The sequence below is a fragment of the Paraburkholderia caffeinilytica genome (assembly GCF_051027425.1).
In the GTDB taxonomy this organism is placed as follows: Bacteria; Pseudomonadota; Gammaproteobacteria; order Burkholderiales; family Burkholderiaceae; genus Paraburkholderia; species Paraburkholderia caffeinilytica_A.
The window spans coordinates 2,607,908-2,632,312 of record NZ_CP186552.1 but is presented as its reverse complement, the minus strand read 5'-3'; the positions used below and the strand labels follow the sequence as shown (position 1 = coordinate 2,632,312).

Here is a 24,405-nt window from a genome sequence, read left to right as displayed (position 1 = left end):
CGAAAAAAAGCCGCTCGTTTTTGCGAGCGGCTTTCTTATGCGGTGCGGCTGTTTCGGCGTGAGGCCTTAGCTGCCGCCGCCACGACGCATCATGTCGAAGAACTCGGAGTTGCTCTTCGTCTGGCGAATCTTGTCGAGCAGGAATTCCATCGACTCGACTTCGTCCATGTCGTGAATGAACTTGCGCAGCACCCAGATCTTTTGCAGGACTTCTGGCTTGATCAGCAGTTCTTCACGGCGCGTGCCGGACTTGTTCAGGTTGATCGACGGATAGACGCGCTTTTCAGCAAGGCGACGCTCCAGGTGCACTTCCATGTTGCCGGTGCCCTTGAACTCTTCGTAGATCACGTCGTCCATGCGGCTGCCGGTTTCGATCAGCGCCGTGCCGATGATGGTCAGCGAGCCGCCTTCTTCGATATTGCGCGCAGCACCGAAGAAGCGCTTCGGACGTTGCAGCGCGTTCGCGTCGACACCGCCCGTCAGCACCTTGCCCGAGGCCGGCACCACGGTGTTGTAGGCGCGCGCGAGACGCGTGATCGAGTCGAGCAGAATCACCACGTCGTTCTTCATTTCGACGAGGCGCTTGGCTTTTTCGATCACCATTTCGGCGACTTGCACGTGACGCGCAGCCGGTTCGTCGAACGTGGAGGCGATCACTTCGCCCGCCACCGAGCGCTGCATTTCAGTCACTTCTTCCGGGCGTTCGTCGATCAGCAACACGAACAGCACGACATCCGGATGGTTCTGTTTGATCGCGTGCGCGATGTGCTGCAGCATCACGGTCTTGCCGGACTTCGGCGAAGCGACCAGCAAGCCGCGTTGGCCCTTACCGATCGGCGCGATCATGTCGATGATGCGGCCCGTGACGTTTTCTTCGCCGCGCATTTCACGTTCGAGCAGCAGCACCTTGTTCGGGTGCAGCGGCGTCAGGTTTTCGAACATGATCTTGTGCTTCGAGGCTTCCGGCGGCTGGCCGTTGACCTTGTCCACCTTGACCAGCGCGAAATAACGCTCACCGTCTTTCGGCGTACGCACTTCGCCTTCGATCGTGTCGCCCGTGTGCAGGTTGAAGCGACGAATTTGCGACGGGCTGATGTAAATATCGTCCGTGCTGGCGAGATACGAGGTTTCCGGCGAACGCAGGAAGCCGAAACCGTCCGGCAGCACTTCGAGCGTACCGTCGCCGAAGATCGTGTCGCCCGCTTTGGCTCGTTTTTTTAGAATGGCAAACATCAATTCCTGCTTGCGCAGGCGGTTTGCACTTTCGATCTCGAGGCCATTGGCCATCTCGATCAATTCGGACACGTGCTGAGTCTTAAGCTCGGATAAATGCATACGGAGAACCCGCAGGAGAAGGTGCGACGAAATGAAATCTGGGAGGAGAGTGAGCGGAACCGCTCAAGGACTTACACGTCTTTTCGACGTTTTGCGGATTCTAGCATAGCACACGCCAATTTCCGCCAGTGCGACGGTATGGCATCTTTCTTATTGAGCGTGTTGCCTGCTGACAACACGCCTAAGACAGCGCGCCTGCCAGTCTCAAAGGACCTTGGGCGCGCCGATGCGACCGCTTTACAGATTGCCGTCGAGGAACGCGGTGAGCTGCGACTTCGACAATGCGCCGACTTTTTGCGCGGCGACAGCGCCGTTCTTGAAGAGGATCAGCGTGGGGATGCCGCGCACGCCGAACTTGACCGGCGTCGATTGATGTTCGTCGACGTTGATCTTGGCGATTTGCAGGCGATCGGCGTAATCCTTCGCGACTTCGTCGAGGATCGGCGCGATCATCTTGCACGGACCGCACCATTCAGCCCAGAAATCGAGCAGCACGGGTTTATCGGATTTCACGACGTCCTGTTCGAACGATGCGTCGCTAATATGCTTGATTGATTCGCTCATTGTATGAATACCTCTATCGGTTCGAGGCCCGCCTGAATTGCTCGCCACGATACGTCAAAATCTAGGGAAACTTCCGTTCGCTTTGCCGCAATCGGAGCCTTGCCTGCGAATGCCTGAAAAAGTCGAAAGACTGTTTCCGGAATGCGCGGAAAGCTCGCGGTTGCGGGTCATCCGTATGGCAGTTTAGCTTAATTCGCTATGCGTTGCCGGTGGTGATAGTACTCATCGAGGGCAGTGGGGCCAAAGGCTGCCGGTGAAGTGCCATTACGTTTTGACAACCGCGACGTAACCTATCTGGTGGCTGGCAGTGCAAACTCAAGTGCCTCGCCCGCGTACTTCCGGGGTGCTGCACTATATGACGCAGAGCGCCTGATTCGGCGCGTCGATGTCGGTTTGCTCGTATTAACAGTCGCACGACAGGCCAAGCGATGATAGAATGTTTCGTGACGGGCCTCCTCGCATGGAGGGATGGTCAACCTGGTCAGGTCGGGAACGAAGCAGCCACAGCCGTTTTCCACCAGTGCCGAGGGTCAGGCTCGTCACCTTTCCTTTTCTTGTTTTTCCTCTGCTGCACCTTCCATCTCCTGTTTTGCTCAGGCGCTGCCGCGCAGACACTGCATTGGCGTTTCGCGCGCACTTCATCTATTTTTTTCTATCGGTCCGTTAGCCTGTTTCAATGAAGCGGCAACACGTGTTCGCGCGTCGTTTCGATTCGGTTTTGAGCGCCATCGTTACTGATACAATTTCCGGATGACCTATCAAGTTCTCGCACGCAAATGGCGGCCGAAGGATTTCGCTTCGCTCGTCGGACAGGAGCACGTGGTGCGCGCGCTCACGCACGCGCTCGACGGTGGCCGTCTGCATCACGCCTATTTGTTTACCGGCACCCGCGGCGTCGGTAAAACCACGCTGTCGCGCATCTTTGCCAAGGCGCTGAATTGCGAAACCGGCGTGACCTCCACGCCGTGTGGCGTGTGCCGCGCGTGCCGCGAGATCGATGAAGGCCGCTTTGTCGATTATGTCGAGATGGACGCGGCGAGTAACCGCGGCGTCGACGAAATGGCGGCGCTACTGGAGCGCGCGGTCTACGCCCCGGTCGACGCGCGCTTCAAGGTCTACATGATCGACGAAGTGCACATGCTCACCAACCACGCCTTCAATGCGATGTTGAAGACGCTGGAAGAGCCGCCTTCGCACGTCAAATTCATTCTTGCCACCACCGATCCGCAGAAGATACCGGTCACGGTGCTGTCACGCTGTCTGCAGTTCAATCTGAAGCAGATGCCGGCCGGGCACATCGTGTCGCATCTCGAGCACATTCTCGGCGAAGAGAAGGTGCCGTACGACGCCCAGGCTTTGCGCCTGCTGGCGCGCGCGGCCGACGGTTCGATGCGCGACGCGCTCTCGCTGACCGATCAGGCGATCGCCTATTCGGCCAATCAGGTGAATGAAGACGCGGTGCGCGGCATGCTTGGCGCGCTCGATCAAAGCTATCTGATCCGCCTGCTCGACGCGCTGGCCGACGGTGACGGCGCCGCGGTGCTGGCGGTTGCGGACGAGATGGCGTTGCGCAGCCTGTCGTTTTCGACGGCGTTGCAGGATCTGGCGAGCTTGTTGCATCGAATCGCGTGGGCGCAGTTCGCACCGTCGTCGGTGTTGGACGAGTGGCCGGAAGCGGCTGATCTGCGTCGCTTTGCCGAGGCGTTGAGCGCCGAGCAGGTGCAATTGTTCTATCAGATCGCGACCATCGGCCGAAGCGAACTGGGTCTCGCGCCCGACGAATATGCCGGTTTCACGATGACGTTGTTGCGCATGCTGGCGTTTGAGCCCGCGCCCACCGGCGGTGGCGGTGCGACTGCGGCGCGAACGGCAGGGCCGGCGGGCGCGGGTGGTGCGAAGCGCGCTGGCTCGCCGGCGGTGGCGGCACAACAGGCAGTTGCGCCGCTGCGTGCTGTTGAAGCAGCCGCTGCCGCGCCGTCGCGCTCCGGGAATCCGGTTGCAGAAACGAAGCCTGCGATGTCGGATACGCAGCGCGTGGTGTCGGCGGAGCCTGCTGAAAATGCCGGCGCGTCGAAACCGGTTATGGATGATGCGCCGATTGTGTCCAGGTCCGCATCTGCATCCTCGCCCGCTTCGGGTGAAGCGAGCGCGGCGTCTGTGCCAAAGGCAGCTGACGTTATTGCCGCACCGGCTTTAGCGCCGTGGCAGGAAGAAGCGACCGCTGAACCGATCTCGAGCGATCCGGCTATCCCTACGGATACGAGTGCGCCCCAAGCGGCCCCGATGTCCGAAGCGATGTCACCGGTGTCGAACGAAGGGACCGAGGTATCAAAAGTAACAGCCGTGCCGGCCTCGGCACCGGCGGCCGAATCGACAGATGCGATCGCCGCAGGAAAAGTAACGGCTGTGCCGGCCCCGGCGCCCGCGATCGACGCGGCCGAATCGATCGAGGCGACAAAAATAGCGGTTGCGCCTACCTCGGCACCGACCGCCGAAGCGGCCGAATCGACCGCAGCAACGAAAGTATCCGCTGCACCGCCCTTGGCACCGTGGGACGACGCACCCACCGAGCCGGCCTTGAACGACGCGCCCACCGAGCCCGCCTCGAACGAAGCGTCCGCTGCGCCCACGCCTCAGGAATCGGCGCCCGCGTCTTCGCTCGCTGCGCCAGCCGCTGCCGCATTCGCACGGGCAGAAGAGGCCGCGCCCGCGAAAACATCGCAAGAATCGACGCCCGCAGCCGACATCCCGCCGCGCCGCGCAGGCGGTGCGAGCGACGCGCTCAACGTATTGCGCAGCGCCGGGCTGAAAGTGTCGTCGGATCGTGGCCGCGCTACGGCCGCAGCTTCCGCTGCCAGGCCCGCTGCAACTCCGGCCACGCCGAAGACCGCCACACCTCGCGTTGTCGTCAATGTGCCGACGCCGGGTGCTCCGCGCCCCGCGCCGCAACAGGATGCGGCACCGGCGGCGCGCGCGTCGTCGCAGCAGCCCCAGCCGCGCAACGGTTCGGAGCAGAACGGCTTCCCGAGCGCACCGTGGGACGACATGCCGCCTGATGAATACATGCCGCTTACGGCCGCGGACGAAGGCTATTACGGTCTGCCGGACGACAACTACATGCCGGTGTTCGACAGCGGACCCGACGATGTCCGCGTGAACGCCGCGCCCGCACCGGCCCCCGCGCCCGTGATCGACAAGCGGCCGTTGCCGCCCGCCGTGCCGCTCGACCCGCTGGGTTTCCAGGGCGACTGGCCCGCGCTTGCCGTCGATCTGCCGCTCAAGGGCATTTCGTATCAGCTCGCGTTCAACAGCGAACTGATGGCGCTCGACGGCAGCACGCTCAAGCTGAACGTGCCGGTGCCGCAGTACGCGGAGGCCTCGCAGGTCGCCAAACTGAAAACCGCGCTCGCTGAAAAGCTCGGCCGGAGCGTCGACGTGCTGGTCGAAGTCGGCCCCGCGCGCCGCACGGCAGCCGCGCACGACGCCGCCATGCGCGCCCGGCGCCAGCAGGAAGCGGAGCGCGAGATTGGCGCCGATCCGTTCGTGCAGTCGCTGATTCGCGAGTTCGGCGCGAGCATCGTGCCGGGTTCGATCCGCCCGATTACGCAGGACGCCGGCCCGAACGGCGCGCCGTCCGTCAACTGATTCGCCGCGCTTTGGCGCACCCGATTTCCGGATTTCACGCTATCAAGAAGGAGCATGTCCATGATGAAAGGTCAACTCGCCGGGCTGATGAAGCAGGCCCAGCAGATGCAGGAAAACATGAAGAAGATGCAGGAGCAGCTTGCATTGATCGAAGTCGAAGGACAGTCGGGCGCCGGTCTCGTCAAGGTGACGATGACCTGCAAGAACGACGTGCGTCGCGTGTCGATCGATCCGAGCCTGCTTGCCGACGACAAGGACATGCTGGAAGACCTGGTTGCCGCTGCATTCAACGACGCCGTGCGCAAGGCCGAAGCCACCGCTCAGGAAAAGATGGGCGGCATGACCTCGGGCCTGCCGCTGCCGCCGGGCTTCAAGCTGCCGTTCTGAGCGACGTCGCTGCAAGCAGGGACTCACGCCGCTGCTTTGGCGTGAGCTGAATACGCGAGCCGGGCTCGTTCCAACGCCCGCTCGGTTCGCAGTTTGCCGTTCCCATTTCCCGAGGCGTGCAAGTTTGCATCGGTGCAGTCCGGTTCGTTCGCCGAGCGTGCCTGCCTGATTCGTCGCTGAACTGACTGATAGAAGCAACCTGAAGCAACCTGAAGCAACCGCATCGCGCCACCCGCATACCGGACCATACCGGGCAACACTCACTTCGACGCCGCCGATCCGCATGAAACAACCTTCCGCCTTGTCGGCGCTCGTCGAAGCGCTGCGCGTGCTGCCCGGTGTCGGGCCCAAGTCCGCGCAACGCATGGCGTACCACCTGATGCAGCACGATCGCGACGGCGCCGAAAAACTCGGCCGCTCGTTGCTGTTCGCGACTGAGCATCTGCAGCACTGCGAGAAGTGCAACACCTTTACCGAAGCACAGATCTGCGAGGTTTGCCTCGATGAGGAGCGCGATCCCGCGTTGTTGTGCGTTGTCGAGACGCCCGCCGACCAGATCATGCTCGAACAGACGATGACCTATCGCGGCCTCTATTTCGTGCTGATGGGGCGGCTCAGTCCGCTCGACGGCATCGGCCCGAAGGAGATCCATTTCGACCGCCTGGTCAAGCGCGCGTCGGATGGCATCGTCAAGGAAGTCGTGCTCGCAACCAATTTCACGAACGAAGGCGAGGCCACCGCGCATTACCTCGGGCAGACGCTCAAGGCGCGCGGTCTGACCGTAACGCGCCTCGCGCGTGGCGTGCCGGTGGGCGGTGAACTCGAGTACGTCGACGCCGGCACGATCGCCCGTGCGATGCTCGACCGGCGCTCGATGTAGCGCGACGTAACCGGCGACGCCACGTCGCCGCGCCTGCCGGGCCAGGGCACGCCGGGCGAAACCGTTCCGCAACGCTTCCAACTGCGCCGCTTCCAGGCAGGCACAGAACACAGAGGAGACACATGAGCGTCAATCCCGATCCCAGCGCCACCCCTAAAGGTCCGCTTGCCGGCGTCAAGGTGCTCGAACTCGGCACGCTGATCGCCGGCCCATTCGCTGCGCGTTTTCTCGGCGAATTCGGCGCCGACGTCATCAAGATCGAAGATCCCAAAGGCGGCGATCCGTTGCGTAAATGGCGCAAGCTTTATCCGGAAGTCGGCGGCACGTCGCTCTGGTGGGCCGTTCAGGCGCGCAACAAGAAATCCGTCACGATCAATCTGAAAGCTGAAGAGGGCAAGGAGATCGTGCGGCGTCTGGCGAAAGAGGCCGATATCGTCGTCGAGAATTTTCGGCCGGGGTTATTGGAGAAGCTCGGGCTCGGTTATGACGTTTTATCGGCGGAGAACCCCGGGCTCGTGATGGTGCGTCTGTCCGGCTACGGCCAGACCGGGCCGTATCGCGACCGGCCGGGATTCGGCGCGATCGCCGAATCGATGGGCGGCTTGCGCCACATCACCGGCTATCCGGATTTGCCGCCGCCGCGCATCGGCATTTCGATCGGCGATTCGATTGCCGCGCTGCACGGCGTGATCGGCGCGTTGATGGCGCTACATCACAAGCAGGTGAACGGCGGCAAAGGGCAGGTCGTCGACGTCGCGCTGTACGAAGCGGTCTTCAACATGATGGAGAGCGTGGTGCCCGAATACGGCGTGTACGGCATGGTGCGCGAGCGCACCGGCGCGTCGCTGCCGGGCATCGTGCCGTCGAACACGTATCCTTGCCGCGATGGCAGCATTGTCATTGGCGGCAATAGCGATCCGATCTTCAAGCGCCTGATGATCGCCATCGAACGCGAAGACCTGGCGAACGATCCGGCCTTGACGCACAACGACGGCCGTGTGCCGCGCACCCAGGAAATCGACAGCGCGATCGCCGCATGGCTCGCCACGCGCACCATCGACGAAGCGCTCGCCGTGCTGAACGCCGCCGACGTGCCGGTCGGCCGGATTTACAGCGTCGCGGACATGTTTACCGATCCGCAATACATGGCGCGTCAGATGATCCAGCGCTTCAAATGGCAGGACGGTCAGGAAATCACGCTGCCGTCGGTGACGCCGAAACTCTCGGAAACGCCCGGCGAAACGCGCTGGTTAGGCCCGGAACTGGGTGAACATACCGATGAAGTCCTTCAATCACTGGGTTATGATTCTGACCACATTGCAAGGTTGCATGCGCAACAGATTGTGTGAGTGACCGCGCGGCAAAAAGACAACAAAAGTTCGGAGACTAGAAACCATGCAACGCAGAACCTTCCTCGCCGGTAGCGCCGCGCTCGCGGGCGCCACGTTCGCCGCTACGCCGTTCGCTTTCGCACAGGGCAAGCCTGAAACCACCAAGGTGGCGATCGCCGTCGGCGGCAAGAACCTGTTCTATTACTTGCCGCTCACGATCGCCGAGCGCCGCAATTACTTCAAGGACGAAGGACTCGACGTCGAAATCTCGGATTTCGCCGGCGGCTCGCAAGCGTTGAAGGCGGCAGTGGGCGGCAGCGCGGACGTCGTCTCCGGCGCGTTCGAGCACACCTTGCTGTTGCAGGCGCAAAAGCAGATGTTCCGCGAATTCGTGTTGCAAGGGCGCGCGCCGCAGATCGTGCTGGCGGTGTCGAAGAAAGCAATGCCGAACTACAAGTCCATCGCCGATCTGAAGGGCAAGAAAATCGGCGTGACCGCACCGGGTTCGTCGACCTCGATCATGGCGAGTTTCGTGTTGGCGAAAGCCGGGTTGACCGCGAAAGACGTTGCGTTCATCGGGGTGGGCGCCGGAGCGGGCGCGATCGCGGCGCTGCAGTCCGGCCAGATCGATGCCATTGCCAATCTCGACCCGGTGATGACCAAGCTCGAGCGCACCGGCGAGATTCGCGTCGTGTCGGACACGCGCACGCTCGCGGATACCCGCAGCGTGTTCGGCGGCGACATGCCGGCGGGGTGCCTGTACGCATCGCAGAGCTTCATCACGAAAAATCCGAACACTACCCAGGCGCTGACCAACGCAATGGTGCGCGCGCTCAAATGGTTGCAAACGGCGACCGGCAGCGAGCTGATCAATACCGTGCCGGAAGGCTATCTGCTCGGCGACCGCGCTGTGTATCTGGATGCATGGCAGCACGTGAAGGAGGCGATGTCGCCGGACGGTCTGATGCCCGCCGACGGCCCGGCCACGTCGCTGAAGACGCTGCAGGCGTTCGATGCGAACGTGCAGGGCAAGCCGATCGATCTGTCGAAGGCGTGGACCAACGACTTCGTCAAGAAGGCGCTGGCGACGGTCAAGGTCTGAGTACCGTCAGCGTGGGGCAGGTGCCGCGTTCGCCTCGGCCACTGCCCATTGCCGTCATGACAAACCGAAACCGATTTTGGAAGCGAGCCGAACGATGACCGTTGCCGCTCTGGCGCTCGACAACATCACCTGCACGTTCGCTGCGCGGGATAACCGCGCGCAGCGGTACACGGCGATCAAGGACACGACCTTGCACATCGCGCCGGGCGAATTCGTCTCGGTGGTCGGCCCGACCGGTTGCGGCAAATCCACCTTGCTGAACGTCGGCGCGGGTTTGCTGGCGCCGTCGTCGGGAACGGTCAGTGTGTTCGGCGAACCGCTCAAGGGGATCAACCGGCGCGCCGGCTACATGTTCCAGGCCGACGCGCTGATGCCGTGGCGCTCGGCGATCGACAACGTGATGGCCGGCCTCGCATTTCATGGCGTGCCGCCGGCCGAAGCGCGCAGCAAAGCCGACGAGTGGTTGAAACGCGTCGGCCTCGGCGGTTTTGGCGACCGCTATCCACATCAACTGTCGGGCGGTATGCGCAAGCGCGTGGCGATGGCGCAGACGTTGATCCTCGACCCCGACATCATCCTGATGGACGAACCGTTTTCCGCGCTCGATATTCAGACGCGTCAACTGATGGAAAACGAACTGCTGGACCTGTGGGCGGCGAAACGCAAGGCAGTGCTCTTTATCACGCACGATCTCGACGAAGCGATTTCGATGTCCGACCGCGTGGTGGTGCTGTCGGCGGGGCCGGGCACGCATCCGATCGGCGAATTCACAATCGATCTGCCGCGTCCGCGCGACGTCGCGGAGATTCGCGCGCATCCGCGTTTCGTCGAATTGCATGCACAGATCTGGAGCGTGTTGCGCGATGAGGTGCTCAAAGGTTATCAGCAGCAACTCACGGCTGTTTGAGCGGATCGCGGCGTTGCGTTGCGTCGCGTCGCGTCGCGGAGTGGCGTGGGTGACTGCCCGTACTGAAATCCGTAGTTGAATCCTGTGATGCGCCCCGTAATGAAGTCCTGTTTGTTGTGTCTTGTATTGGCGTCGATCAATCGTCTAAGGCAAACCGAGTCATGTGGAAGACGTTGCGCCCGAACCGGGCGAACCTGGTGATCTGGCAGTGGCTGCTGCTCGTGCTGTGCTTCGTGCTCTGGTACGTGCTGACCAGTCCGACACTGCTACCGCCGTTCTATTTCGACGACCCGAACAAGGCCGCGTTCTTCTTCGGCGAGCCGCAGAAGGTGCTGCAGCGTATCTGGGAGTGGTTCACGGGTGGCGAAATCTATCTGCACCTGTGGATCACCCTGGTCGAAACGGTGCTCGCGTTCGCGCTCGGCACCGCGTTCGGACTCGGCGTCGGTTTGTGGCTTGCGCTGTCGCCGCTCGCAAGCGCGCTGTTCGATCCGTACATCAAGGCCGCCAACTCGATGCCGCGCGTGATTCTGGCGCCGATCTTCGGGGTATGGTTCGGCCTCGGCATCTGGTCGAAGGTGGCGCTAGGCGTCACGCTGGTGTTCTTTATCGTGTTCTTCAACGTTTACCAGGGCGTCAAGGAAGTGAGTCCGGTCGTGCTGGCCAACGCGCGCATGCTCGGTGCGAACCGCAAGCAGTTGCTGCGTTTCGTGTATCTGCCGAGCGCGATGAGCTGGGTATTTTCGAGCCTGCATACTTCGGTGGGTCTCGCGTTCGTCGGCTCGGTGGTGGGGGAGTATCTCGGCTCGGCGCGCGGCGTCGGCTATCTGATCCTGCAGGCCGAAGGCACCTTCGATATCAATACTGTGTTCGCCGGGATTCTGGTGTTGACGGCGTTCGCGCTGATTCTCGATGCGATTGTCGGGCTTGGCGAGCGGCGGCTGATGAAGTGGCAGCCAAAGTCGGGCGATACGGAAAAGCTGTAGCCGTACCTTTCCAAAGGCTCAACAAAAACGGCGTGCGGTTTTTAAACCGCACGCCGTTTTCTTTCCAGCCTTTCCCGCTCAAAGGAGCGGTTGCGTCAGCGCACTGCGCTTAGGGCGTAATCACCACTTTCCCGATCACCCGCCGCTCCGCCATATCGCGCAACGCGCGGCCCGTATTGTCGAGCGAATAGCGTTCCGACACATACGGCTTAAGCTTGCCCTCGCCGATCCAGCCGGTCATCTGCTGGAACGCGGCGTGATTGTGCTGCGGCTCGCGTTTCGCAAAGTCGCCCCAGAACACGCCCACCAGGCTGGCGCCTTTGAGCAGCGTCAGGTTGAGCGGTAACTTCGGGATTTCGCCGTTCGCAAAGCCGACCACCAGATAACGCCCGCGCCAGCCGATACTGCGAAACGCCGGTTCCGCATACACACCGCCAACCGGATCGTAGATCACGTCCGGACCCTTGCCGTCGGTCAGCGCCTTGATGCGTTCGCGCAGGTCTTCGGTGCTGTAGTTGATGGTGGCGTCCGCGCCGTGCTTCACGCAGGTGGCGAGTTTTTCGTCGCTCGACGCCGCCGCGATCACGCGCGCACCGAGCGCTTTGCCGATCTCGACCGCCGCAAGCCCGACGCCGCCTGCCGCGCCCAGCACCAGCATCGTTTCACCGGCCTTCAACTGACCGCGATCGACTACCGCGTGATGCGACGTGCCATAGGCAAGCGTGAACGCGGCGGCCAGTTCGAACTCGACGCCGTTCGCCAGCGGCACACACGCCGCTTCCGGCGCGAGCACCTGTTCGGCAAAGCCGCCCGAGCCGGTGAACGCGACGACCCGCGAGCCCGGTTTGAATTGCGTTACCCCGGCGCCGACCGCGCGCACGACGCCCGCGACTTCCGAACCAGGCGTAAAGGGCAGGGGTGGTTTGAACTGGTATTTGTTCTCGATGATCAGCACATCGGGAAAATTGACGGCGGCGGCTTTGACGTCGATCACGACGTGGCCGGGCGGCGGCTCGAGATCCGGCAGATTTTCGACGACCAGGCTCTCCGGCGGCCCATATTGATTACAGCGAATCGCGCGCATCGTGTCTCCGTATCGATCAAGGTTCCCGAGCGGACTTCCTTCGGGGCGTCGCAACCATTCTGAGCGTAAAACCTGAGTGTAAAACAATTCGCACGATCGTGCGTTTTTGTTGTTCGAAGCCGGGTGTTCAACCGGCCGGCACCCGTCGGCGCGGGGCCCGGCGCGTGCGCTTTGCATGGGATGTGCGCACCGCCTGCCGTGTCGTTCGCGTGCCTTCTTTCCTCGGTTACAATCGCCGCATGCGAATCCTACTCAGCAATGACGACGGTTATCTGGCGCCCGGCCTTGCCGCGCTTTACGAAGCGCTCAAGCCGATCGCGGACGTCACCGTGATGGCCCCCGAGCAGAACTGCAGCGGCGCGTCCAATTCCTTGACGCTGTCGCGTCCGCTTTCGGTGCTGCGCTCGGCGAACGGTTTCTATTACGTCAACGGCACGCCGACCGACTCGGTGCACATTGCGCTGACCGGTATGCTGGACCACACGCCGGACCTCGTCGTCTCGGGCATCAACAACGGCCAGAACATGGGCGAGGACACGCTCTATTCGGGCACCGTCGCCGCCGCTACCGAAGGCATCATGTTCGGCGTGCCGGCCATTGCCTTCTCGCTGGTCGACAAAGACTGGGTGCATCTCGAAGACGCTGCGCGTGTGGCCGCCGAGATCGTCGCGCATTACCTCGAGCAACCGCTGCCGGGGCATCCGCTCCTGAACGTCAATATTCCGAACCTGCCGTACGAGCAACTTAACGGTTGGCATATCACGCGTCTCGGCAAGCGGCATCCGTCGCAGCCGGTGATCCGCCAGACCAATCCGCGCGGCGAGCCGATCTACTGGATCGGCCCGTCCGGCAGCGCGCGCGATGCGAGCGAAGGCACCGATTTCCACGCCGTTGCCAACGGCCAGGTGTCGATCACGCCGTTGCAGCTCGACCTGACCCACACGCAAATGCTGCCCGCAGCGCGCGACTGGGCGCGTGCCGGCAGCGGCACTTCATGACCAGCGAGCGCGCAAAGCGCTTTCCGCTCGGCCTCGAAGATCTGGTGCGTGAGCCGCGCCGGCCTGAAGGGCGTCCGGGCGACGTGCGCGCCGCGGTACTCGCCGCGAGCGCGGCGCTGAACGCACGCCAGCAACCCGCGAAGAATTCGCCGTCCGGCTCCGCGGGGAAGACGCAGGCGAAGCCTCCGGCGCGGGCTCAGACCCAACCGCACGCGGCGTCGCAAGCAAAACCGCAGGCCAAGGTGCAGGCGAAGGGGTCAACGCAGGGGCCAGCGCAGGTGCCAATGAAAGCGCCGGTGAACTCGCCGGCCAACGCCCAGGTCAAGTCGCAAGCCAAACCACGCGCAACAGCCGTCGCGCCGGCAACGGCCGTGCGCGCCGCGCCAAAACCGGCGCCGGTGAGCCAACCCGCCGCCAAACTCAACGAGCGCAGCGCCGTGCCGAACGTCGCGTTGAACGGCGCTTTGGCGCTGACTTCGGAACGCGTTCGCGAACGGATGGTCGAACGCCTGCGTGCGAACGGCGTGACCGATCAGCGCGTGTTGAACGCGATGTCGGTCGTGCCGCGCCACATGTTCGTCGACCCGGGCCTCGCGGCCCAGGCCTATGAAGACGCCGCGCTGCCTATCGGCCATCACCAGACGATCTCCAAGCCCTCCGTGGTCGCGCGGATGATCGAACTGGCGGCCGCCGGCCGCGCGTTGAACAACGTGCTCGAAATCGGCACCGGTTGCGGCTATCAGGCGGCGGTGCTGAGCCAGGTTGCGCGAGATGTCTATTCGATCGAACGCATCAAGCCGCTGTCCGAACGCGCGAAGACCAATTTGCGTCCGCTGCGCATTCCGAACATCCGGCTGCACTACGGCGACGGCCGCCTGGGATTGCCGTCGGCGGCGCCGTTCGATGCGATCGTGATCGCCGCGGCCGGACTCGACGTGCCGCAGGCATTGCTTGAACAACTCGCGATCGGCGGCCGTCTGGTCGCGCCGGTCGGCTCGCAGGAAGGCCAGAGCCAGGTGCTGACCCTGGTCGAACGTCTCGGACCCGCGCAGTGGCGCGAGTCGCGGCTTGATCGCGTTTTCTTTGTACCCTTAAAATCCGGAGTGATTTGACACCGATGAGTATGTTGCGCGCGATGCAAAGAACCAGACTGACTATCCCCATGACCGTAACCCAGCGTAGCGTGTGCGTGCTCGCCTTGTCCCTGTTGATGTCGGCTTGTGCGACCCGCCTCGATCAGGCGCCGGTCGTCGACCGTTCGGGCAGCAGTGCGCTCGGCACGCAAGCCGCGCAGCAGCCGGCCGTGCCGCTCGGACCGCCGCCGCCGGGCTACTACCGCGTGAAGCCGGGCGACACGCTGTACCGGATCGCGTTGGAGAACGGCCAGAACTACCGCGATATTTCGACGTGGAACAATCTCACTAACCCGAATCAGATTGAAGTCGATCAGTTGCTGCGCGTCGTGCCGCCGGGTGCGAACACGGCCGCATTGACGCCGGGTGTGTCGACGGCGCCGATCGGCAGCGGTGGCGCGGTGCAGAGCGCGCCGCTTGGCAGCACGCCGTCGTCGGCAGGCGCTGCAGCGGGTGTCGCGGCGCCGCCTATCTATGGTTCGGGCGCGAACAACGCTTCGCTGACGCCGCCGGCCAACGCGGGTGCGGCGAGCGATTCGAACGCCGGCGCATCGGGCAACGTCGTGTTCGCATGGCCGGTGCGGGGGCCGATGCTCGGCACGTTCAACGATTCGACCAACAAGGGTATTAATATCGGCGGCGCGGCTGGCGATCCGGTCAAGGCTTCTGCGGATGGGCGCGTGGTTTATGCCGGAAATGGGCTGCGTGGTTACGGCAATCTCATTATCATCAAACATGACGCAACTTATCTCACCGCGTATGCACACAACCGTGCTTTGATGGTAAAAGAGGGGGACGCGGTGACGAAAGGGCAGAAGATTGCTGAGATGGGCAATAGCGATTCCGACCGTGTGATGTTGCATTTCGAAGTTCGCCGGCAGGGTAAACCTGTCGACCCACTGAAGTATTTGCCGCCGCAATAAGCGATACGACCATGCCGAAATCGAAGCGCCGCTTACCGCAAGCCGAGTCTGAGACGATCAGCCGCGTCACGCCCGCTTCGGTGGAAGAAGGCGGTGCTTCGGAAGTGGAAGAAGAGATTGCAGAGGAACGCGATCTCGACGAACGCCAGGCCGGTGCTGAAGAAGCCGGTGAGGCCCGCGAAGGCGCGAGCGAAGCGCCGCCCGACGCGGACGATTTCCGCGCGCTGCTGCAGGCCGAGCTGACGGCTGACACGATTCAGCATTACCTGAACCGCATCAGTGTCAAACCGCTTCTGACCGTCGAAGAAGAGCAGAAGTATTCGCGTCTTGCCAAGGCAGGCGAATTCGAAGCGCGGCAGGTGATGATCGAGCGCAATTTGCGGCTCGTCGTCAGCATCGCGAAGGGTTATCTGAACCGCGGCGTGCCGCTGCTCGATCTGATCGAAGAGGGCAACCTCGGCTTGATGCACGCCATCGAGAAATTCGATCCCACGCGGGGTTTCCGTTTTTCGACGTACGCCACGTGGTGGATTCGCCAGAGCATCGAGCGCGCAATCATGAATCAGGCGCGCACGGTGCGTTTGCCTGTGCACGTGATCCGTGAGCTCAACCAGGTGCTGCGCGCGAAGCGTCATCTGGAAAAGAATTCGATGAATTCCGGCGAAGCTGCCGAGCGGCGCGACGCCAGCATCGACGACATTGCCTATCTGACCGGCAAGACCACCGACGAAGTCACCGACATTCTCGCGCTGAACGAACACACTGCGTCGCTCGACGCGCCGCTCGATCTCGATCCGGCGAGCAGCCTGCTCGATCTGCTGTCCGACGACCAAAGCCAGTCGCCGGATGCCGAAGTGCAGCATCGCGAACTGGAAACGCTTACACGGGCATGGCTTGCGCGTTTGTCGGACAAGCACCGTCATGTGATCGAGCGCCGCTTCGGGTTGAACCACATCGAGCCCGCCACGCTCGAAGAGCTGGCCGACGAAATGGGCCTCACGCGCGAGCGTGTCCGCCAGATCCAACAGGAAGCGCTGGTGCGGTTAAAGCGCTTCTTTGCCTCCAACGGTGTTCGGAAAGACGCCGTTCTCTAAGCTGATGACACCGATTCTTGTATTCGACATCGAGACGATTCCCGATGTCGCCGGCATTCGCCGCCTCGAAAATTTGCCCGACACGCTGAGCGACGCCGAAGTCGCCGAGCACGCCTTTGCGGCGCGCCGCGAAAAGACCGGCAGCGATTTTCTGCCGCACCATCTGCAACGGATCGCCGCGATTTCCTGTGTGTTCCGCGACAACAACGGTTTCCGTGTGCGCTCGCTCGGCACGCTGGAAGATGGCGAGGCCGCGCTCGTGCAGTCGTTTTATCGCGTGATCGAGAAATACACGCCACAGCTCGTGTCGTGGAACGGCGGCGGGTTTGACCTGCCGGTGCTGAACTACCGGGCGCTGGTCAACGGCATCCCCGCTTCCCGTTTCTGGGACTTGGGCGAGGACGATCGCGAGTTCAAATGGAACAACTACATTAGCCGCTATCACGCGCGTCACACCGATCTGATGGACGTGCTGGCGATGTATCAGGCGCGCGCCAACGCGCCGCTCGACGCGCTCGCGAAGATGTGCGGCTTCCCCGGCAAGATGGGGATGGACGGCAGCCAGGTGTGGCAGGCTTACCAGGAAGGCCGCATCGAGGAAATCCGTAATTATTGCGAGACCGATGTCGTCAATACATACTTGCTGTATTGCCGGTTCCAGTTGATCCGCGGCGCGTTTTCGGCCGAAGAGTATGCGGACGAGATCAATCTGGTTAAGAATGCGCTGGCGCTGGAAATAGCGCCGCAATGGGCCGAGTATCTGGCCGCATTCGATCAGTAAACGGCTTGCTTATCAGTCTTGTTGTAGCGAAACCGTTCGCCGCACGCTAACGCGGTTGATCGCCGTACGGTAGCCGCCGCGGTGCGAAGTCGGGGGCAGGTGCCAGGCTTCGCCGTATGCTGATCGTGATCGAAGCGATCGGTGTGTGCGGCGCTTCGTCTACAATCTCGCCTTTCCCCCAAAGTTTGTCAGGAAGTCGCAGGTGTCCCGAACTGCCCCTCAACGTCGCTCGCCGAAGCGCCAGAAGGCGCCCGCCCCGGCGAAAGCGCACGTCATTACCGGCACTGAGCCGATCATCGAAATCGTGTCGCTCGACATGGAAGCGCGCGGCGTGGGCCGCATCGAGAGCGAAGACGGCACGCCCGGCAAGGTGATTTTTGTCGAAGGCGCGTTGCCCGGCGAGCGTGTCAGCTACTCGACGCATCGCAGCAAGCCGAAATTCGAGCAGGCTGAGGTCGTCCAGGTGTTCCGCGAAAGCGTGCTTCGCACCAAGCCGAAGTGCATCTACTTCGATATCTGCGGCGGGTGTTCGATGCAGCATCTCGATATCCGCGCCCAGATTGCCGTCAAGCAGCGCGTGCTCGAAGACAATTTCCAGCATCTGGCGAAGCTGCGCCCGGAGACCGTGTTCCGGCCGATTCATGGGCCGGCGTGGGGATACCGCTACCGCGCGCGTCTGGCTGTGCGCTATCTGCCGGAAAAGGGCGGCATGCGCATCGGGTTCTACGAGAAGAACAGCAGCTACATCTCGGACATGAAGACCTGCGAGGTGCTGCCGCCTCACATTTCGGCGATGCTGATGCCGCTGCGTTTCATGGTGCGCAAGCTGTCGATTTACGACCGTATGCCGCAGATCGAGCTCGCGGTCGGCTCGTCGGTCACGGCGCTGGTGTTACGCAATCTCGCACCGATTACCGCCGCCGACGAACAGGTGCTGCGCGATTTCGCCGACGAGCATAAGGTGCAGTGGTGGCTGCAGCCGGGCGGTCCCGATACCGTCACGCCGTTCTATCCGCTCGATGTGGAGCTCGACTACACGCTGCCGGAATACAACATCCGGATGCCGTTCAAGCCCACCGATTTCACCCAGGTGAATCACGCGGTCAATCGCGTGCTGGTGAGCCGTGCGCTGCGCCTGCTGGCCCCGGCCAGCACGGATCGCGTGCTCGACCTGTTCTGCGGAATCGGCAACTTCACACTGCCGCTTGCGCGGATTTCGAGGGAGGTGGTGGGCATCGAAGGCAGTGACGTGCTGACCTCGCGCGCGCTCGCTAATGCCGAGCTGAACGGCGTAGCGGGCCATACGTCGTTTGCTTGCCGCAACCTGTTCGAAGTCACCGCCGACGACATGCGCGCGCTCGGCCATTTCGACAAATTCCTCATCGACCCACCGCGCGAAGGTGCGCTGGCAGTGGCGAAGGCGCTGGCCGAGATCGCGCTAAGCGGCAATGGGCCGCTGCCCAAGCGTATCGTCTACGTGTCGTGCAACCCGGCAACACTCGCACGCGATTCGGAACTGCTGGTGCATCGAGCCGGCTATCGGCTGGTGGGCGCGGGTGTAGTGAACATGTTCCCGCACACCTCGCACGTGGAATCGATTGCGTTGTTCGAGCGGGACTGAGGGCGGCTGTTGCCGCCTCATGGTGTAGACGCAGGCGGGACGGCGCTCCACAAACAGAAACGCCACGACCGAGGTCGTGGCGTTTCTGTTTAAAGCAGCGGATCTAAAGCAGCAAATCGAGGCTTAGAACTGCCACCACGATTTTTCCTTACCCGGCCTTGCATGGCCCGTGATATACGGGCTGTCGGGGAAGGTGCCGGCCAGAATGCGCTTCGTGTCGTCAGCCAGTTGCGGCTGATTCAGCTTCTCGTACGACAGCATCATGATGTGCAGTGCGTCTTCGATAGCGGGCGCGTTCTTGTATTGCGTGAGCGCCAGTTGCGCGCGGTTGATCGCGGCGACATACGCGCCACGGCGGTAGTAATAATCCGCCGCGTGGACTTCGTGCGACGCCAGTGCGTTCACGATATAGCGCATGCGTTGCGCGGCGTCCGGCGCATACTTGCTGTTCGGGTATTTGTCGACCACGACCTTGAACGCGTCATACGACTCGCGCAGCGACTTCGGATCGCGTTCGCTCATGTCCTGGCCGGAGAAACGGCCGAACAGACCGAGGTCGTCGTTGAAGTGGATCATGCCCTTCAGGTAGTACGCGTAGGCGATGTCCGGGTGATCCGGGTGCAGCTGGATGAAGCGGTCGATCGCCTGGTCGGCGGCGGCGTTTTCGTTATCTTTCCAGTTGCAATACGCGACGTTGATCTGCGCTTGCTGCGCAAAGTGGCCAAACGGATCGCGGCCTTCGAGCATCTCGAAATACTTGGCGCACTTGCCGAAATCACCACCGGTCAGAGCGTCGTTCGCCTCCGTATATAATTTGTTGTTGTTCCACGTAGCCGTCTCGTCGGTCTTTTCCGGCAGGCCGTGACAGGCCGCAACAACGGCGACGGCTGCGGCGCACGCAATGTATCCGGCCACTTTCCGGGCCATCTTCTTGATGGCCGCCAAATTGATCGCCGCTTTAGTGATGGTGTTCAAGGCTCGCATTTTCCAGTCTAGCTTTACGTCCAGGTGACCCAGACTCAATGACCCGCTCAAATACTCCAGGCGCCGCAACCGGTGCCGGGAATAGCAACAAAGATTATAGCGTAAGCGCTGACCCCTCCGACGCATTGGGCGTGGACTCGCTCGACGACGATCTCGGCAGCGACGCGCTTACCGCCGCCGGCCCGCTCAGCATGGTGCAGACGGTGGCAAGCCCCGTGGCGGACGAGTCGCCGCGCAGCGTCGTCGTGCCCGACGAACTGGCCGGCGAACGCCTCGACAAGGTGCTGGCCCGAATCTTTCCGGAGTTTTCACGTAACCGGCTGCAAAGCTGGATCGAGTCGGAGCGGGTGCGTATCGACGGCAAGCCGGCGAAGATTCGTCAGCCGGTGCCGCTTGGCGCGACCATCGAGCTCGTACCCGATCTGCTGCCGGAGCAACTCGCCTTTACACCCGAACCCGTGCCGCTCGAGATCGTCTACGAGGACGACACACTGGTGGTCATCAACAAACCGGCCGGCATGGTCGTGCATCCGGCGGCCGGCAACTGGAGCGGCACCGTTCTGAACGGTCTGCTGTACCGCTATGGCGACGCCGCGGCGGGATTGCCGCGCGCCGGTATCGTCCATCGGCTCGACAAGGAAACGTCCGGCCTGATGGTGGTGGCGCGCACGCTCGAGGCGCAGACCGACCTGGTGCGCCAGCTTCAGGCGCGCACGGTGAAACGCCGCTATCTCGCGCTGGTATGGGGCAACATGCCCGAAGAAGGCACGATCGACGCGCCAATCGGCCGCGACCCGCGCGAACGCACCCGCATGGCGGTGGTGACGAGCGCATCGGGCAAGGCCGCGCGCACGCATTTCCGGCGCGTGGATACGGCGATCTGGCAGCGTCAGCCGGTTACCGCGATTCATTGCGACCTGGAAACCGGCCGGACCCATCAGATTCGCGTGCATTGCGCGCATATCGGCCATCCGCTGCTCGGCGATCCGGTTTACGGGCGCGCACGCGGCAAGCGCTCGGTGACGCCGCTGCCGGACGGTTTCGCGCGCCAGGCGCTGCATGCATGGCGTCTCGGCCTGATTCACCCGCGAACCGGCCGGACCATGCAATGGCGCGCCGATGCGCCGGAAGACATGCAGGTGTTGTCGGCGGCGCTTGGCCTCGGGCGTGACGATGCGGGCGAGTTCGACGAGACGTACTACGAGGAAGACGACTACGACGCCTCGCTGGACGACGATATGGACGAAGACGACGCCCACGGCGACGGCGATTACGACGAAGACCAGGATCGAGGCGACGAACACGACGAACACGACGAGGACGGTCACGCATGAGCTTGCCCGAGCTGAGCTTTGCCGATGTTGTGCAACCCGCGTGGAACGTGTCGCCGCGCGTGCGCGCGCTCGTCACCACGCGCAACGGCGGTGTGAGCGAACCGCCGTTCGGCCGCTGGCAGGATGGCGCGGATCAGCCCGGCGGCCTGAATCTGGGGATGAAAGCCGGTGACGATCCCGCCGCGGTCGCAACCAATCGCGCACGGCTGCTGAGTCTGGCAGGCGTAGGCGAGGCCGCGTGGCTCGAACAGATTCACGGCGCCGGCATCGTGCGTGCTGAAGATGCGCTCGCGCAGACACGCGCAAGCGGCGCGCCGACACGAGCCGATGCCAGCGTTACCGATCGGCCCGGCACGGTGTGTGTCGTGATGGTGGCCGATTGCATGCCGGTGCTGTTGTGCGACGAGGCGGGCCGCGCGGTCGGTGCGGCGCATGCCGGCTGGCGTGGCCTGGCGGCCGGCATCGTCGAACAGACCGCGCAGCGTGTGGCCGATCTGGCCGGTGTGGGGGCGCAGTCGCTGCATGCCTATCTCGGCCCGGCGATCGGGCCGGACGCGTTCGAGGTGGGTGCGGATGTGCGTGACGCCTTCATGAATGGCGTGGATGGTGCACAACGCGAGGCCACCGCGAATGCATTCATTGCGCATCCGCAAAACCCCGGCAAATATCTCGCCGACCTTGCTGCGCTTGCTCGCTTGCGCTTGCAGCGGCTCGGCGTGACACGCATTACCGGCGGCGATCTGTGTACGGTCACGCAACGTGAGCGTTTCTATTCCTATCGCCGCGATCGCGAGACAGGCCGCATGGCTGCCTTGATCTGGCTGGATGATCAGGCGCAGACGATCGCGCAATAAATTGCCCGCGTCGCGCTCACCGTGGTGAGCGCGACGCCGTCCTGCGAGCACGCGTATGAGGGTTTGTTCGGAGGCGCGGCACGCTTTTTTGCTGCGCTGCCGGAATTTGCCGCGCACGCGTAAATCTGCCGCCAAAAGTGTTCGCGAGCGAACGGATAAATGCACTTGAGCCCATGCCATATGGGAGCTTTTTTCGCCTGCCTCAGCGCTTATCAACGTATGTTCCAAAAGCGCGATCTGCTACACAGGGAAAACGATAATTAAAAAACTATCGCACTGCGGCAAAATCGGGAACAAGCATTGACATGCCTTGCGGTGGGGAGCAAGAATGTTCCTCACAGTTCCTCGTACATGGGACAGGGCGTGACGAGGTCGCGAGCAATCGCCCACGTGCGCATGAACCTGCCTCTCAACCCGTCCGCAAGGACTCACCGGTCAAAAGCAGGTATGGCAGCATCACATTCCTCAGCTTCCCCCAGCACGGGCTCCTCGACGGAGCATACGCAGCAGGCCGGTACGAGCGGTGCGACTTCGGCCGCAGGCATGCAGCAGTTATTCGATGCCTGGATGAACGCATGGCGTTCGCTCGGCACGCCGCCCGGCGGCAATGGCATGTCTTTCCCGATGCCGCAGATGCCGCAAGTGGGTATCCCGGGTATCCCCTCAATGCCGCAAATGGGCTTGCCGCCAGTGCCGTCGTTTCCCGGCATGCCCGACTTCAGCAAACTGACTGCGGGATCCCTGCCGTCAATACCGTCATTTACCGGACTCAACGTTCCGGGCGCCGCGATTCCCTCGGAGCGTCTGCAAAAGCTGCAAGCCGACTATTCGCGCGAGGCGATGGAGTTGATCCAGCAGGCCACCGGCGCCACGACGAAAGCCCCCGAACTCAAAGACCGCCGTTTCAGTTCCGATGCGTGGAGCGCGACACCGGCCTATGCGTTTACCGCTGCGTGGTATCTGTTGAATGCGCGCTATCTGCAGGAAATGGTCGACGCGCTCGAAACAGAACCGAAGGTGCGCGAGCGCATCCGTTTTGCCGTTCAGCAATGGACCGCGGCGGCATCGCCCAGCAACTTCTTCGCGTTGAATCCCGAAGCGCAGAAGACCTTGCTGGATAGCCAGGGTGAGAGCTTGCGGCAGGGCGTGATGAATCTGCTGGCTGACTTGCAGCGCGGCAAGATTTCGCAGACCGACGAATCGCGTTTCGTGGTCGGCGAGAATCTTGCGAACACCGAAGGCTCGGTGGTGTTCGAGAACGATCTGATGCAGTTGATCCAGTACAAGCCGCGCACGGCCACCGTGCGCGAGCGGCCGCTGCTGATCGTGCCGCCTTGCATCAACAAGTTCTACATTCTCGATCTGCAACCGGAGAACTCGCTGGTCGCGCACGGACTCGATTCGGGTCATCAGGTGTTCCTGATTTCGTGGCGCAATGCGGACGCGTCGATCGCCGGCAAGACGTGGGACGATTACGTCGGCGAGGGCGTGCTCAAGGCGATCGACACGGTCAGCAAGATCAGCGGCCGCGAGCAGATCAACACGCTCGGCTTCTGCGTGGGCGGCACCATGCTCGCCACGGCGCTGGCGGTGGCGGCAGCGCGCGGCGAACATCCCGCTGCGTCGATGACCCTGCTCACCGCCATGCTCGATTTCTCGGACACGGGCGTGCTCGATGTTTTCGTCGACGAGGCGCACGTGCAGATGCGCGAGCAGACCATCGGCGGCAAGAATGGCAGCAAGCCCGGCTTGATGCGCGGCATCGAATTCGCCAACACTTTCTCGTTCCTGCGGCCGAACGATCTGGTGTGGAACTACGTCGTCGACAATTACCTCAAGGGGCGCACGCCGGTGCCGTTCGACCTGCTGTACTGGAACAGCGATTCGACCAGTCTGCCGGGCCCGATGTATGTCTGGTATCTGCGCAACACGTACCTTGAGAATCGTCTGCGCGAACCGGGTGCGCTGACGACCTGCGGCGAGCCGGTCGATCTCTCGAAAATCGATGTGCCTACCTTCATTTACGGTTCACGCGAAGACCATATCGTGCCGTGGCAAACCGCCTATGCGTCGGTGCCGTTGCTCACCGGGCCGCTGAAGTTCGTGCTTGGCGCGTCGGGGCACATCGCGGGCGTGATCAATCCGCCGGCGAAGAAAAAGCGCAACTACTGGGTGCTGGAAGGCGACGTCAAGACGTTGCCGGAAAGCCCGGACGAATGGTTCGACCAGGCGGCCGAAGTGCCTGGCAGCTGGTGGCCCGAATGGACCACGTGGCTCGACCAGTATGGCGGCAGGAAAGTGAAGCCGCGCGCCGCAGCCGGTTCCGCCGAATTTCCGGTGATCGAGGCGGCGCCGGGACGTTATGTGCGGCAACGGGAGTAGGCTTGAACGCGTCTGACGGCGAGGTTGATTTTGGCGGTATGAATGCGCGTCTGTTTGAGCAAGGGCGCAGGAACAACGAT

Annotated in this window: 20 protein-coding genes and 1 other RNA gene; 17 read left to right on the top strand and 4 right to left on the bottom strand. The window is 62.6% G+C overall.

The window, feature by feature from the left end; all coding sequences use genetic code 11:
• Positions 1 to 66: 66 nt before the first annotated feature.
• Together rho and trxA are read right to left on the bottom strand one after the other, a co-directional pair.
• Entirely contained in the window at positions 67 to 1,335 is a 1,269-nt protein-coding gene (gene rho, locus ACOSV0_RS11495) for a transcription termination factor Rho (RefSeq protein WP_074284282.1), read from the bottom strand.
• Positions 1,336 to 1,572: 237 nt separating this feature from the next.
• Complete coding sequence (trxA, locus tag ACOSV0_RS11490; RefSeq protein ID WP_054039468.1) at positions 1,573 to 1,899, bottom strand: thioredoxin TrxA; 327 nt, start codon at positions 1,897 to 1,899, stop codon at positions 1,573 to 1,575.
• A gap of 445 nt (positions 1,900 to 2,344) precedes the next feature.
• Between trxA and ffs the strand changes: the two genes are divergently transcribed.
• From ffs to ACOSV0_RS11450, 8 genes are all read left to right on the top strand, one after another.
• An RNA gene (gene ffs, locus ACOSV0_RS11485) (signal recognition particle sRNA small type) lies at positions 2,345 to 2,443 on the top strand.
• Positions 2,444 to 2,649: 206 nt separating this feature from the next.
• Positions 2,650 to 5,544 (top strand): DNA polymerase III subunit gamma/tau, encoded by a 2,895-nt coding sequence (dnaX, locus tag ACOSV0_RS11480; protein WP_434106321.1) that lies wholly within the window; start codon positions 2,650 to 2,652, stop codon positions 5,542 to 5,544.
• 60 nt (positions 5,545 to 5,604) lie between these two features.
• Positions 5,605 to 5,931 carry a YbaB/EbfC family nucleoid-associated protein gene (locus ACOSV0_RS11475; protein WP_007182071.1) on the top strand — a complete coding sequence of 109 codons (327 nt, stop codon included), beginning with the start codon at positions 5,605 to 5,607 and terminating at the stop codon, positions 5,929 to 5,931.
• Between the two features lie 283 nt (positions 5,932 to 6,214).
• A complete protein-coding gene (gene recR, locus ACOSV0_RS11470; RefSeq protein WP_434106320.1) occupies positions 6,215 to 6,811 on the top strand; it encodes a recombination mediator RecR in 597 nt (198 codons plus the stop codon).
• Between the two features lie 122 nt (positions 6,812 to 6,933).
• Positions 6,934 to 8,160 carry a CaiB/BaiF CoA transferase family protein gene (locus tag ACOSV0_RS11465; protein ID WP_434106319.1) on the top strand — a complete coding sequence of 409 codons (1,227 nt, stop codon included), beginning with the start codon at positions 6,934 to 6,936 and terminating at the stop codon, positions 8,158 to 8,160.
• Positions 8,161 to 8,206: 46 nt separating this feature from the next.
• Positions 8,207 to 9,244: an ABC transporter substrate-binding protein gene (locus tag ACOSV0_RS11460; RefSeq protein WP_434106317.1), complete on the top strand. Its 1,038-nt coding sequence runs from the start codon at positions 8,207 to 8,209 to the stop codon at positions 9,242 to 9,244.
• Between the two features lie 94 nt (positions 9,245 to 9,338).
• On the top strand, positions 9,339 to 10,151 hold the full coding sequence (locus ACOSV0_RS11455; protein ID WP_434106316.1) for an ABC transporter ATP-binding protein: 813 nt from the start codon (positions 9,339 to 9,341) through the stop codon (positions 10,149 to 10,151).
• Positions 10,152 to 10,312: 161 nt separating this feature from the next.
• Positions 10,313 to 11,137, top strand: a complete 825-nt coding sequence (locus ACOSV0_RS11450; protein ID WP_434106314.1) for an ABC transporter permease — start codon at positions 10,313 to 10,315, stop codon at positions 11,135 to 11,137.
• 109 nt (positions 11,138 to 11,246) lie between these two features.
• Here the strand turns inward: ACOSV0_RS11450 and ACOSV0_RS11445 are convergent, their stop codons facing one another.
• On the bottom strand, positions 11,247 to 12,221 hold the full coding sequence (locus ACOSV0_RS11445) for an NADPH:quinone oxidoreductase family protein (RefSeq protein WP_434106313.1): 975 nt from the start codon (positions 12,219 to 12,221) through the stop codon (positions 11,247 to 11,249).
• Between the two features lie 239 nt (positions 12,222 to 12,460).
• Here ACOSV0_RS11445 and surE point away from each other — a divergent pair, with 239 nt between their 5' ends.
• The 6 genes from surE to rlmD all read left to right on the top strand — a co-directional run bounded on the left by surE (position 12,461) and on the right by rlmD (position 18,771).
• Complete coding sequence (gene surE / locus ACOSV0_RS11440; protein WP_434106311.1) at positions 12,461 to 13,219, top strand: 5'/3'-nucleotidase SurE; 759 nt, start codon at positions 12,461 to 12,463, stop codon at positions 13,217 to 13,219.
• Positions 13,216 to 14,331, top strand: a complete 1,116-nt coding sequence (locus tag ACOSV0_RS11435) for a protein-L-isoaspartate(D-aspartate) O-methyltransferase (protein WP_434106309.1) — start codon at positions 13,216 to 13,218, stop codon at positions 14,329 to 14,331. The genes surE and ACOSV0_RS11435 overlap by 4 nt, the downstream gene beginning before the upstream one ends.
• 5 nt (positions 14,332 to 14,336) lie before the next feature.
• A complete protein-coding gene (locus tag ACOSV0_RS11430) occupies positions 14,337 to 15,275 on the top strand; it encodes a peptidoglycan DD-metalloendopeptidase family protein (RefSeq protein ID WP_434106307.1) in 939 nt (312 codons plus the stop codon).
• An 11-nt stretch (positions 15,276 to 15,286) separates the two neighbouring features.
• Positions 15,287 to 16,369, top strand: coding sequence for an RNA polymerase sigma factor RpoS (gene rpoS, locus ACOSV0_RS11425; RefSeq protein ID WP_434106305.1), 1,083 nt, complete (start codon positions 15,287 to 15,289; stop codon positions 16,367 to 16,369).
• A 4-nt stretch (positions 16,370 to 16,373) separates the two neighbouring features.
• Complete coding sequence (locus ACOSV0_RS11420) at positions 16,374 to 17,150, top strand: 3'-5' exonuclease (protein ID WP_434106303.1); 777 nt, start codon at positions 16,374 to 16,376, stop codon at positions 17,148 to 17,150.
• 202 nt (positions 17,151 to 17,352) lie between these two features.
• Positions 17,353 to 18,771 (top strand): 23S rRNA (uracil(1939)-C(5))-methyltransferase RlmD, encoded by a 1,419-nt coding sequence (rlmD, locus tag ACOSV0_RS11415; RefSeq protein WP_434106301.1) that lies wholly within the window; start codon positions 17,353 to 17,355, stop codon positions 18,769 to 18,771.
• 123 nt (positions 18,772 to 18,894) lie between these two features.
• Here the strand turns inward: rlmD and ACOSV0_RS11410 are convergent, their stop codons facing one another.
• A complete protein-coding gene (locus ACOSV0_RS11410; protein WP_434110250.1) occupies positions 18,895 to 19,698 on the bottom strand; it encodes an outer membrane protein assembly factor BamD in 804 nt (267 codons plus the stop codon).
• Between the two features lie 95 nt (positions 19,699 to 19,793).
• Between ACOSV0_RS11410 and ACOSV0_RS11405 the strand changes: the two genes are divergently transcribed.
• The 3 genes from ACOSV0_RS11405 to phaC all read left to right on the top strand — a co-directional run bounded on the left by ACOSV0_RS11405 (position 19,794) and on the right by phaC (position 24,325).
• The gene (locus ACOSV0_RS11405) at positions 19,794 to 21,089 is read left to right on the top strand and encodes an RluA family pseudouridine synthase (RefSeq protein WP_434106300.1); all 1,296 of its coding nucleotides are present in this window, start codon (positions 19,794 to 19,796) and stop codon (positions 21,087 to 21,089) included.
• Positions 21,086 to 21,943 (top strand): peptidoglycan editing factor PgeF, encoded by an 858-nt coding sequence (gene pgeF / locus ACOSV0_RS11400; protein WP_434106299.1) that lies wholly within the window; start codon positions 21,086 to 21,088, stop codon positions 21,941 to 21,943. Before ACOSV0_RS11405 ends, pgeF begins: the two co-directional genes overlap by 4 nt.
• A 543-nt stretch (positions 21,944 to 22,486) precedes the next feature.
• On the top strand, positions 22,487 to 24,325 hold the full coding sequence (phaC, locus tag ACOSV0_RS11395; protein WP_434110249.1) for a class I poly(R)-hydroxyalkanoic acid synthase: 1,839 nt from the start codon (positions 22,487 to 22,489) through the stop codon (positions 24,323 to 24,325).
• Positions 24,326 to 24,405 lie beyond the last annotated feature (80 nt).

Coding starts and splice junctions, on each gene's coding strand:
- ACOSV0_RS11435 (WP_434106309.1), top strand. CDS start 13,216: ATGACCAGCGAGCGCGCAAAGCGCTTTCCGCTCGGCCTCGAAGATCTG.
- pgeF (WP_434106299.1), top strand. CDS start 21,086: ATGAGCTTGCCCGAGCTGAGCTTTGCCGATGTTGTGCAACCCGCGTGG.
- ACOSV0_RS11420 (WP_434106303.1), top strand. CDS start 16,374: ATGACACCGATTCTTGTATTCGACATCGAGACGATTCCCGATGTCGCC.
- phaC (WP_434110249.1), top strand. CDS start 22,487: ATGCAGCAGTTATTCGATGCCTGGATGAACGCATGGCGTTCGCTCGGC.
- ACOSV0_RS11410 (WP_434110250.1), bottom strand. CDS start 19,698: ATGGCCCGGAAAGTGGCCGGATACATTGCGTGCGCCGCAGCCGTCGCC.
- ACOSV0_RS11465 (WP_434106319.1), top strand. CDS start 6,934: ATGAGCGTCAATCCCGATCCCAGCGCCACCCCTAAAGGTCCGCTTGCC.
- trxA (WP_054039468.1), bottom strand. CDS start 1,899: ATGAGCGAATCAATCAAGCATATTAGCGACGCATCGTTCGAACAGGAC.
- rho (WP_074284282.1), bottom strand. CDS start 1,335: ATGCATTTATCCGAGCTTAAGACTCAGCACGTGTCCGAATTGATCGAG.
- ACOSV0_RS11460 (WP_434106317.1), top strand. CDS start 8,207: ATGCAACGCAGAACCTTCCTCGCCGGTAGCGCCGCGCTCGCGGGCGCC.
- ACOSV0_RS11430 (WP_434106307.1), top strand. CDS start 14,337: ATGAGTATGTTGCGCGCGATGCAAAGAACCAGACTGACTATCCCCATG.
- ACOSV0_RS11405 (WP_434106300.1), top strand. CDS start 19,794: ATGACCCGCTCAAATACTCCAGGCGCCGCAACCGGTGCCGGGAATAGC.
- rpoS (WP_434106305.1), top strand. CDS start 15,287: ATGCCGAAATCGAAGCGCCGCTTACCGCAAGCCGAGTCTGAGACGATC.
- recR (WP_434106320.1), top strand. CDS start 6,215: ATGAAACAACCTTCCGCCTTGTCGGCGCTCGTCGAAGCGCTGCGCGTG.
- ACOSV0_RS11445 (WP_434106313.1), bottom strand. CDS start 12,221: ATGCGCGCGATTCGCTGTAATCAATATGGGCCGCCGGAGAGCCTGGTC.
- ACOSV0_RS11455 (WP_434106316.1), top strand. CDS start 9,339: ATGACCGTTGCCGCTCTGGCGCTCGACAACATCACCTGCACGTTCGCT.
- ACOSV0_RS11475 (WP_007182071.1), top strand. CDS start 5,605: ATGATGAAAGGTCAACTCGCCGGGCTGATGAAGCAGGCCCAGCAGATG.
- dnaX (WP_434106321.1), top strand. CDS start 2,650: ATGACCTATCAAGTTCTCGCACGCAAATGGCGGCCGAAGGATTTCGCT.
- surE (WP_434106311.1), top strand. CDS start 12,461: ATGCGAATCCTACTCAGCAATGACGACGGTTATCTGGCGCCCGGCCTT.
- ACOSV0_RS11450 (WP_434106314.1), top strand. CDS start 10,313: ATGTGGAAGACGTTGCGCCCGAACCGGGCGAACCTGGTGATCTGGCAG.